This window comes from Burkholderia anthina (assembly GCF_902498995.1).
Taxonomy (GTDB): domain Bacteria; phylum Pseudomonadota; class Gammaproteobacteria; order Burkholderiales; family Burkholderiaceae; genus Burkholderia; species Burkholderia anthina.
The window spans coordinates 106,108-116,669 of record NZ_CABVLY010000025.1 but is presented as its reverse complement, the minus strand read 5'-3'; the positions used below and the strand labels follow the sequence as shown (position 1 = coordinate 116,669).

Annotated in this window: 8 protein-coding genes and 2 tRNA genes; 1 reads left to right on the top strand and 9 read right to left on the bottom strand. The window is 65.9% G+C overall.

Annotated features, from left to right (window positions below; all coding sequences use genetic code 11):
* The 3 genes from BME24068_RS27520 to gltX all read right to left on the bottom strand — a co-directional run bounded on the left by BME24068_RS27520 (position 1) and on the right by gltX (position 1,825).
* Positions 1-76: transfer RNA gene (locus tag BME24068_RS27520), tRNA-Glu, on the bottom strand.
* A 138-nt stretch (positions 77-214) separates the two neighbouring features.
* Positions 215-290: transfer RNA gene (locus tag BME24068_RS27515), tRNA-Ala, on the bottom strand.
* Between the two features lie 125 nt (positions 291-415).
* Positions 416-1,825 (bottom strand): glutamate--tRNA ligase, encoded by a 1,410-nt coding sequence (gene gltX, locus BME24068_RS27510; RefSeq protein ID WP_096507297.1) that lies wholly within the window; start codon positions 1,823-1,825, stop codon positions 416-418.
* Positions 1,826-2,105: 280 nt separating this feature from the next.
* On the opposite strand from gltX, the gene BME24068_RS27505 reads away from it, so the two are divergent.
* Positions 2,106-3,023, top strand: coding sequence for a patatin-like phospholipase family protein (locus BME24068_RS27505; RefSeq protein ID WP_174927955.1), 918 nt, complete (start codon positions 2,106-2,108; stop codon positions 3,021-3,023).
* 166 nt (positions 3,024-3,189) lie between these two features.
* Here BME24068_RS27505 and BME24068_RS27500 read toward each other — a convergent pair whose 3' ends face one another.
* From BME24068_RS27500 to BME24068_RS27475, 6 genes are all read right to left on the bottom strand, one after another.
* On the bottom strand, positions 3,190-3,864 hold the full coding sequence (locus BME24068_RS27500; RefSeq protein ID WP_096507295.1) for a C40 family peptidase: 675 nt from the start codon (positions 3,862-3,864) through the stop codon (positions 3,190-3,192).
* A gap of 128 nt (positions 3,865-3,992) precedes the next feature.
* Entirely contained in the window at positions 3,993-5,615 is a 1,623-nt protein-coding gene (locus BME24068_RS27495) for an ABC transporter ATP-binding protein (RefSeq protein WP_174927954.1), read from the bottom strand.
* Complete coding sequence (locus tag BME24068_RS27490) at positions 5,612-6,709, bottom strand: ABC transporter permease (protein WP_096507293.1); 1,098 nt, start codon at positions 6,707-6,709, stop codon at positions 5,612-5,614. Before BME24068_RS27490 ends, BME24068_RS27495 begins: the two co-directional genes overlap by 4 nt.
* Before the next feature lie 75 nt (positions 6,710-6,784).
* The gene (locus BME24068_RS27485) at positions 6,785-7,828 is read right to left on the bottom strand and encodes a microcin C ABC transporter permease YejB (RefSeq protein ID WP_096507292.1); all 1,044 of its coding nucleotides are present in this window, start codon (positions 7,826-7,828) and stop codon (positions 6,785-6,787) included.
* 52 nt (positions 7,829-7,880) lie between these two features.
* The gene (locus BME24068_RS27480) at positions 7,881-9,764 is read right to left on the bottom strand and encodes an extracellular solute-binding protein (protein ID WP_174927953.1); all 1,884 of its coding nucleotides are present in this window, start codon (positions 9,762-9,764) and stop codon (positions 7,881-7,883) included.
* Positions 9,765-9,969: 205 nt separating this feature from the next.
* The gene (locus BME24068_RS27475; protein ID WP_096507290.1) at positions 9,970-10,302 is read right to left on the bottom strand and encodes a hypothetical protein; all 333 of its coding nucleotides are present in this window, start codon (positions 10,300-10,302) and stop codon (positions 9,970-9,972) included.
* Positions 10,303-10,562: the final 260 nt, after the last annotated feature.

Sequence of the window (10,562 nt, the reverse complement as noted above, 5' to 3'; positions counted from 1 at the left end):
TGGCGTCCCCTAGGGGATTCGAACCCCTGTACTCACCGTGAAAGGGTGATGTCCTAGGCCTCTAGACGAAGGGGACATGATCTTTTCAGACCTGTCTGACTTTCGCTATTTACTTATCGTCAACAGCGAAGGCCGAAATTCTAACTGCTTTAAAGCATTTTGTGAAGCATTTATTACTACCACCACTGCTTCGCAAATCAATCTTTTGTTCTGTTGGTGGAGGTAAGCGGGATCGAACCGCTGACCTCTTGCATGCCATGCAAGCGCTCTCCCAGCTGAGCTATACCCCCTTGCAGAACAGAAATGAGATTATATGGACCGAATTCGAACTTGTAAATACCCTTTTTGCGATTGGAGCGAAATTTTTGCGAAGCCGACGCAACGTCACGTGTCGACGGCTTCGCGCGCCCCAACCTCAGGACAGCGCAGCCTCGATGCGCGACACGACGATGTCGCGACCGAACAGCACCAGCACCGCGTCGATCGACGGCGTATGCGTCGTACCGGCCACCAGCAGACGCACCGGCATCGCGAGCTGCGGCATCTTCAGCTTGTGCGTGCCGAGCGTCGCCTTCAGCGCGGCGGACACCGCTTCCTTCGTCCAGTCGGCCGCCTTCAACGCGGCAACGAGATCGGCCAGTGCCGGTCGCACGGCATCGGTCACGTGCTGCGCGATCGCATCGGCGTCCGGGGTCGGCACACGGTAGAACATTGCGGCACCTTCGGCGATCTCCTTGACCGTCGTCGCGCGGTCCTTCATCAGGCCGACCACCGCGTCGAGCGCCGGGCCCGTCGCGATGACCGCATCGTCGATGCCGAGCGCGTCGAGGAACGGCTTCGCCAGCGCGGCGAGGCGCGCGTTGTCGGCTTCCTTGATGTAATGGGCATTCAGCCAGCTCAGCTTGCTGTGGTCGTACTGCGCGGGCGACTTGCCGAGGTGTTCAAGATCGAACCATTCGACGAACTGCTCGCGCGAGAAGATCTCGGCGTCGCCGTGCGACCAGCCCAGACGGGCGAGATAGTTGACGACGGCCTCCGGCAGAAAGCCTGCGTCGCGATAGGCCATCACGCTCATCGCGCCATGCCGCTTGCTCATCTTCTCGCCCTGCTCGTTCAGCACGGTCGGCAGGTGCGCATAGACGGGCGGCTCGCCGCCGAGCGCATGCAGAATGTTGATCTGGCGCGGCGTGTTGTTCACGTGGTCGTCGCCCCGGATCACGTGCGTGATGTTCATGTCCATGTCGTCCACGACCACGCAGAAGTTGTAGATCGGCGTGCCGTCCGGACGCGCGATCACGAGGTCGTCGAGTTCCTCGTTCGAGATCTCGACACGGCCCTTCACCGCGTCGTCCCACACGACCGTGCCGGTCAGCGGGTTGCGGAAACGCAGCACGGGCTTCACGCCGGCCGGCGGCTCGGGCAGCACCTTGCCCGGCTCCGGACGCCAGGTGCCGTCGTAGCGCGGCTTCAGGCCGGCTTCGCGCTGGCGCTCGCGCAGCGCGTCGAGTTCCTCGGCCGACATGTAGCACGGGTACGCGAGGCCCTTCTCGAGCATCTGCGCGAGCACCTCGCGATAACGGTCCATCCGCTGCATCTGGTAGATCGGGCCTTCGTCGAAATCCAGGCCAAGCCACTGCATCCCCTCGAGGATCGCATCGACGGCTTCCTGCGACGAACGCTCGACGTCGGTATCCTCGATACGCAGCACGAACGTGCCCTTCATCTTGCGGGCGAACGCCCACGGATAAAGCGCGGAGCGGATGTTGCCGAGGTGAATGAAGCCGGTGGGACTCGGCGCGAAGCGGGTACGGACAGGACGGGTCATAAACGGTAACTCGAACGCCTGGGGCGCATGAATGATTCGACGCGGGATCGACGGCGACAGCCCGGACAGCAATGGGGCCGGCCGCGCCCGGAACGGGAAAGAAGCCGGAATTATACTCGCGCCGGTCATCGCGCCAAGCGCACCGCTTGCTTTATGATGTGCGCGCCGCGGCCGCCAGCCGGCGCCGCGCCGGCCGCCCGGATCCCGCCGCACGGCCGCTCGGAACCTATCGCCGCCGCGGGCCGCACGGCCCGCCGCCAAGCCGCCGGAGAACCATTCGATGTCGTCCCCTCGCCTGTCGCGCCGCCACTTCACGATCGCGTGCGCGTCCGCCAGCCTCGCCGCCTGCACGTCGTTCGGCGACAAGTCCCGCCCCGACAACACCGCGCAATCGCACGAGAAACCCGTGAAGATCGGCATCGCGCTCGGCGGCGGCGCCGCCCGCGGCTTCTCGCACATCGGCGTGCTGAAGGCGCTCGAGGCCCGCGGCATCCCGATCGACATCGTCGCGGGCACGAGCGCGGGCTCGGTGGTCGGCGCGTTGTACGCATCCGGAATGAGCGGGCTGCAGATCAACAAGATCGCGCTCGACATGGATCAGGCGTCGATCAGCGACTGGGCACTGCCGTTCCGCTCGCGCGGGCTGCTGCAGGGCGTCGCGCTGCAGAACTTCCTGAACAAGACGCTCAACAACCGGCCGATCGAAAAGATGACCAGGCCGCTCGGCGTCGTCGCGACCGATCTGCAGAGCGGTCAGCCGATCCTGTTCCAGCAGGGCAACACGGGGCTCGCGGTGCGCGCGTCGTGCAGCGTGCCGTCGGTGTTCGAACCCGTGAAGATCGGCAACCGCGAGTACGTCGACGGCGGTCTCGTGAGCCCCGTGCCCGCGTCGTTCGCGCGCAAGATGGGCGCGAACTTCGTGATCGCCGTCGACATCTCGGCGCGCCCGGACGGCGCGGCGACCAACAACCCGATCGAGATGCTGCTGCAGACCTTCACGATCATGGGGCAGACGATCAAGACCTACGAGCTCGACAAATACGCGGACGTCGTGATCCGCCCGAACCTCGCGGCAATGGGCGGCAGCGACTTCAACCAGCGCAACGCGGCGATTCTCGCGGGCGAGGAAGCCGTCGCGCGCATCATGCCCGAGCTGCAGCGCAAGCTCGCGGCGGCCCGCGGCGCCGCGGCCGCGTAACACGACGACGCGTGCCCCCACGCACGGCGCGCGGCAGCCGACAGCGGCTCCAGCCACCCTCGGCTGCCGATCCGCTCACCGCGCACGCTTCGCGCGCACCCAAACAAAAAACCCTGCCGCCTTTCGGTGACAGGGTTTTTGTGATCCGGCGGTTTGCCGGCGAGCGTCAGTTGTTGCCGTTCGCCGTATCGTCGCCGATCGTCGCGCGCACGCGCTGACGCAGATCGTCGGCCTTCATCGGAAACTCCGATTCGATCCGGCGCGCGCCGGTGAACCGCTTTTCCCAGTAGCCGTTGTCGAGATCGTCGACGCGAACGGTGCTGCCGGTCGACGGCGAATGCACGAACTTGTTGTCGCCGATGTAGATGCCGACGTGCGAGAACGTGCGGCGCATCGTGTTGAAGAACACGAGGTCACCCGGCTTCAGGTTGCTCATGCTGACCTTCTCGCCAACGCGGCTCATCTCTTCCGCGCGACGCGGCAGCGACATGCCGAGCGTGTCCTGGAACACGTAGCGCACGAAGCCGCTGCAATCGAGGCCGGAATCCGGGGAGTTGCCGCCCCAGCGATAGCGCACGCCGATCATGTTGAGCGCGCTGACGACGACGTCGCCTGCCTTGCCCGCCATGCCGGACAGGAACGACTTCGCGCCGCCGCTCGACGGCTGTGCACTGGTCTGCTGGAGGGAGGAATTCGACCCGATTTGAGTCGAATTCGCGACATTTTGACTAAAACTGCTGACTTCGTCGGCGAACGCGCCGGGAGCTGCTGCGAACAGGGCGCCGATGAACAGCCCGGCGATGGTGCGCGCGCATGCCTGGGTCAGGGATCGATGCTGCATTGGTCGATGGAATGTGCTTAAAAATCAGCTGATTGGCGGAAAATTTCGGTCGATACTAGCCAGCGCGTAATCGTTTGTCAAAACAAATTAATAAATACAATCGAGATAGTCAGACCATTGGACGCGTATCACGCTTTCCAGACCGCTTTCAACAGCTTTTGTGTGTAAGGATGTGACGGCTTCGTGAAGATGTCGGCGACGTCGCCGGACTCCACGACCGCCCCGCCCTGCATCACCGCGACCCGATGCGCCATCGCGCCGATCACCTCCAGGTCGTGGCTGATGAATACATAGCCGAGGTTGTATTTCTGTTGCAAATTCGCGAGCAGCTTCAGCACCTGCTGCTGGATCGACACGTCGAGCGCGGAAGTCGGCTCGTCGAGGATCAGGATGCGCGGCTCCAGCACGAGCGCACGCGCGATCGCGATCCGCTGGCGCTGCCCGCCCGAGAATTCGTGCGGATAGCGATGCAGCACCGTGCGGTCGAGGCCGACTTCACGCAGCACTGCGAGCGACTTCGCGCGGCGCGCATCGGGCGTCAATTCCGGGCGATGCAGTTCGAGCCCCTCGCCGACGATCCGCTCGATCGTGTGGCGCGGCGACAGTGAACTGAAGGGATCCTGAAAGACGACCTGCATGTTCGAGCGCAACGCGGTCTGCTCGCGGCCGCGGTAGGACGACAGCGCACGGCCCTGGAACTCGATCTCGCCGTGCGCCGTCCGCTGCAGCCCGAGCAGCGCCATCGCGAGCGTCGATTTGCCGGAGCCGGATTCGCCGACGATGCCGAGCGTCTCGCCCTGCCGCACCGACACGGATACGTCCGAGACGGCCGTCACCGGCATCGTGCCGAACCAGCCGGCAAAACCCGGCCGCTTGCGCGCGAACTGAACACTGACGTGGCGCGCATCGAGCACGACCGGCGCGATCGGCATCACCGGCGCGACCGCACGCTGCGGCCGGCTGTTCAGCAAACGCCGCGTGTACGGATGCTCCGGCTCCGCGAAGATCCGCTCGACCGGCCCGCTTTCGACCAGCTTGCCGTGCTCCATCACCGCGACCCGCTCGGCGAAGTGCCGCACGAGATTCAGGTCGTGCGTGATCAGCAGGATCGCCATCCCGCGCTTTTCCGCCTCCTCGCGCTGCAGTTCGAGCAGCAGATCGACGATCTGCGCGCGGATCGTCACGTCGAGCGCGGTGGTCGGCTCGTCGGCGAGCAGCAACCGAGGCCGGCATGCGAGCGCCATCGCGATCATCGCGCGCTGGCGTTGACCGCCCGACAACTGGTGCGGGTAGCTGTCGACACGCTTCTCCGGCTCGTCGATGCCCGTGCGCGCGAGCAGTGCAATCGCACGCTTGCGTGCCTCGGCCGCCGTCACGCCGTCGTGCAGCACGATCGTCTCGCCGATCTGCGCGCCGATCGTATACAGCGGATTGAGCGCCGTCATCGGCTCCTGGAAGATCATCGCGATATCCGAGCCGCGCAGCCCGCGCATCTGGCGCTCGCTCTTGCCGGCGAGATCATGCCCCGCGAAACGGATGGTGCCGCTCACGTCGGCATCGCGCAGCAGCCGCAGGATCGACAGCGCGGTCACGCTCTTACCCGAGCCCGACTCGCCGACCAGCGCAACGCGCTCGCCGCGGCCGATCGCGAGCGTCACGTCGTCGACGGCCACCGTGTCGCCGAAGCGTACATGCAGATGCTCGAGCGACAGCAGCGGCTCGCCCTGCTTCGATACGGCCGTATCGCTCATCGCTGGCCTCCCGCCGCGCGCACCGAGTCGGAGATCCGCGTGTCGAGCGCGTTGCGCAAGGCGTCGCCCATGAAGGTCAGCAACAGCAGCGTCGCGACCAGCACGCCGAACGTCGACAGCGAGATCCACCACGCATCGAGGTTGCCCTTGCCCTGCGCAAGCAGCTCGCCGAGGCTCGGCGTCGGCGGCGGCACGCCGAGCCCGAGGAAGTCGAGGCTCGTGAGCGCGAGGATCGCGCCGCTCATCCGGAACGGCAGGAACGTGATCACGGGCGTCAGGCTGTTCGGCAGCACGTGGCGCCAGATGATCTGCCAGTTCGTGAGCCCCATCGCGCGGGCCGCGCGCACGTAGTCCTGCATCCGGTTGCGCAGGAACTCGGCGCGCACGTAATCGGCGAGCCCGATCCAGCCGAACAGCGACAGCAGCACGATCAGCAGCAGGAAGCTCGGCTCGAAGATCGACGCGAAGATGATCAGCAGGTAAAGCTCGGGCAGCGAACTCCAGATCTCGATCAGCCGCTGCCCGACGATGTCGATGCGGCCGCCGAAGAACCCCTGCACGGCGCCCGCGGCGATCCCGAGCAGCGTGCCGATCACGGTCAGGATCAGCCCGAACTCGACCGACACGCGGAACCCGTACACGAGCCGCGCGAGCAGGTCGCGCCCCTGCGCGTCGGTACCGAGCCAGTTCGCGCGCGACGGCGGCGCCGGGTTGGGCACGGTCGAGAAGTAGTTCAGCGTGTCGTAGTAGTAGCGGTTCGGCGGGTAGACGGCGAAGTTGCCCGGCGCCTCGATCCGCTTGCGGACGTACGGATCGAGATAATCGGCCGGCGTCGGGAAGTCGCCGCCGAAGGCCGTCTCCGGATACGCATGGAACATCGGGAAATAATAGTGGCCGTCGTAGCGCACGACGAGCGGCTTGTCGTTCGACCACAGCGGTGCCGCGAGGCTTGCCGCGAACGCGATGACGAAGATCACGAAGCTCCAGTAGCCGAGACGCTGCTGGCGAAAGCGCCGCCATACGCGGCGCGCGGGAGACGGCGACACGCGCGCGCGCGCCGCGTCGATGCGGGACGACACGGCTACCCGACTCATCGCGCACCTCGCCCGGCGACGCCGGGCATGCGGGCAGGCGCGCCGGCAAGCGGCGTGCGAACGGACGGTTTCATGTCAGCGCTCCAGGTTGTCGAATTGAATGCGCGGGTCGACCCACACGTAGCAAAGATCGGAGATCAGCTTGGTTGCAAGCCCGATCAGCGTGAACAGGTACAGCGTGCCGAGCACGACCGGATAATCGCGCCGCACGACCGACTCGTACGACAGCAGCCCGAGGCCGTCGAGCGAGAACAGCGTCTCGATCAGCAGGCTGCCCGTGAAGAACGCGCCGATGAACGCGGCCGGAAAGCCGACGATCAGCGGCAGCATCGCGTTGCGGAACACGTGCTTCCACAGCACGGTGCGCTCGGCGAGCCCTTTCGCCCGCGCGGTCAGCACGTACTGCTTGCGGATCTCGTCGAGAAACGCATTCTTCGTGAGCATCGTGACGACGGCGAAGCTGCCGACGACCGACGCCGTGATCGGCAGCGCGATGTGCCACAGATAATCGAGCACCTTGCCGATCAGCGACAGCTGGTCGAAGTTGTCCGACGTGAGCCCGCGCAGCGGGAACAGCTGCCAGAACGAGCCACCGCCGAACAGCACGAGCAGCAGCACGCCGAGCACGAAACCGGGAATCGCATAGCCGACCAGCACGACGAGGCTCGTCGCGACGTCGAACGGCGAGCCGTTGCGCACGGCCTTCGCGATGCCGAGCGGCACCGAGATCAGGTAGGTGATGAAGAACGTCCACAGGCCGATGCTGATCGACACCGGCAGCTTCTGCACGATCAGCGACCACACGCTCTGGTGCCTGAAGTAGCTGTCGCCGAGATCGAAGCGCGCGAAGCGCTTCAGCATCAGCCAGTAGCGCTCGAGCGGCGGCTTGTCGAAGCCGTACAGCGCCTTCAGCTGCGCGAGCTGCTGCGCGTCGACGCCCGTATGCGCGCGCATGCCGAACGGCGTCGCGCCCTGCTCCGTCGCGCCCTTGCGCAGCTCCTGCACGGCCTGCTCGACGGGGCCGCCGGGCACGAACTGGATCACCGCGAACGTGAGCGTGAGCACGCCGACGAGCGTCGGGATCATCAGCAGCAGGCGTTTGAGGATGTAGCTCCACATAGGACGTCGACTCGCGATCGATAGGCTGGGTTGAACGAAGGGCCGGCAGGTTTCAGCGATCGGGCTTGGCCCACCAGGTCGACACGACCCAGCCCTCGGCCGAATAGTACAGCGGCAGCGTTTGCGGATAGGCGAGCGAGCGCTTGTACGCGATCCGGTGCGTGGTGCTGTACCACTGCGGAACCGCGTAATAGCCGTGCATCAGCACGCGGTCGAGCGCATGCGTCGCATCGAGCAGTTCGTCGCGGGTCTGCGCGGTGCCGAGCGCGTGCAGCAACGCGTCGACGGCCGGCGACTTCAGGCCGATGATGTTGTCGGAGCCCGGTTCGTCGGCGAACTTGCTGTCGAAGCGCGAGAACTGCTCGGCACCGGGCACCTGCACGCCCGGATAGCGGATCGTCGTCATGTCGTAGTCGAACGCGTCGAGCCGTTTTTGCAGCAGCGCATAGTCGGCCGTGCGAAAACGCGCGTCGATGCCGAGCTTCGCGAGATTGCGCTGGTAGGCCGTCACGATGCCTTCCATCGCCGCGCCCGAGTCGTCGAGGATCTCGAACGTGAACGGCTCGCCCTTCGCATTGCGCAGCGTGCCGTCGCGGTAGGTCCAGCCGGCTTGCGCGAGCAGCGCACGGGCCTTCAGCAGGTTCGCGCGCAGCGAGCCCGGCGGATGGGTGTCGGGCTGCACGACCATCGGGCCGAACACGGCCGGATCCAGCTGCGCGCGCAGCGGCGCGAGCAGCTGCAGCTCGCCCGGGCCCGGCGTGCCCGTTGCCTGCAGGTCGGTGTCGGCGAAATAACTGTCGAGGCGCGTGTATGCGCCGTAGAACAACTGGCGGTTCAGCCATTCGAAATCGAACGCGAGATCGAGCGCCTGGCGCACGCGCACGTCGCGAAACAGCGGCCGGCGCAGGTTCATGAAGAAACCCTGCATGCCCGCGCCGTTGTGCTGGCGGAATTCGCGCTTCACGAGCTCGCCGCTGTCGAAGCGCTTGCCGACGTCGCGCCGCGCCCAGTTGCGCGCGATGTATTCGACGAGCACGTCGTACTCGCCGGCCTTGAACGCCTCGAGCCGCGCGACGCCGTCGCCGTACAGCTTGTAGACGATCCGCTCGAAGTTGTTGGTGCCGACCCGCACCGGCAGGTCGGCACCCCAGTACGCGGGATTGCGCCGGTACGTGATCGTGCGGCCGTTGTCGTAGCGCTCGATCAGGTACGGCCCGCTGCCGATCGGCTGCTCGAACGCGAGCTGGTCGAACGGGATGCGCGAGCCGTCCGCGCGCAAGCCCCACTTGCGCGAGAACACCGGCACGCCGCCGGCGATCAGCGGCAACTCGCGATTCGCACTGCGGAACTCGAAGCGCACGGTCGCCGGGTCGACCACCACGGCCTTCGCGATGTCGGCGAAATACGCGCCGAATTGCGGCGCGGCGAGCTTGCTCTTCAGCGTGTCGAACGAATACTTGACGTCGTCGGCCGTGACCGGGTCGCCGTTGGAGAAGCGTGCGCGCGGGTTCAGATGGAATGTGACCGCGCGGCGGTCCGGCGCGATCTCGATGTTGTCGGCGAGCAGCCCGTAAGCGGAAGCCGGTTCGTCGAGGCTGCCCGTCGCGAGGCTCTCGAACAGCATGTCGATGCCCGGCGCGGGGTTGCCGCGCATCGTGAACGGATTGAACTTGTCGAACGACGTGAGCCGGTTCGGGTTGGCGAGCACGAGCGTGCCGCCCTTCGGCGCGTCCGGATTGACGTAGTCGAAATGCTTGAAGCCCGGCGGATATTTCGGCTCGCCGTATTGCGCGATCGCATATGCTGCGTGTGCGGCCGTCGCGGCCAGCACCGCCTGTACTGCCAATACTGCCGCCGTGCGGCCGGCAGCCTGTACGGCATGTGCGGCGCCGAAGCGGATGCGCGCGGCGACAGCCCGGGGCGAACCCTTCGTCATAGAGGCCCTGTCGGTCGATTGATGGGTGTAACGAGGGTCGATTCTACCCATTCAATTCGACGTCGAGCCAGCTTGCGGGCGTTCGCGCGTGGCGCCGGCGCATCGCGCCGCATGCATGCCGTCCGCTCAAGGCAAAAGAAAACCGCCACGCGGGCGGTTCTCCTCCCCTCCTGCGCATACGCATCGCGCATGCGCCGCATGTCGATCAGTGCCGGTGACCGTTGTTCCAGTGACCACGCCCATGATCGCCGCCCCAGCCGCGGCCATGATGGCGATACCACTCGTCGCGACCCCAGTAGCGGCGGCCGTCCCAGTAGCGGTCGCCGTGCCAGCCGATCACGATCGCCGGCGCGGGCGCATACACGGGCGCCGGCTGATAGACGACCGGCGGCGGCGGCGCGTACACGGGCGCGGGCGCGACGTAGACCGGAGCCGGCACGCCGACGTTGATCCCGACATTGACTCCCGCCATTGCTGCGCCCGACACGAGCAAGGCCGTCATACCGGTCAAGAGCGAGGCAACACGCAAAGTCTTCATGGATTCCTCTTTGAGTTGTGTCATGTGTGATTCGACTATAACGGCAAGCGCCGTCCCAGCATATTTCAAGTTTGTAAGAACTGATGCGCGGCGTCGCAACGGGAAGCGCCCGCTAACGTCTTGTAACAATTGACGGCCCGATCACGGCCCTGCGCGCCGCTCCGGCCCGCCCGCCGGGCTTCTCGCCCGGACTCGCGTCGAATCATACTGCGTCCGGACGCTCGTTCGCCGTGCCAATGCAATTGAAATGATGCGCGCGG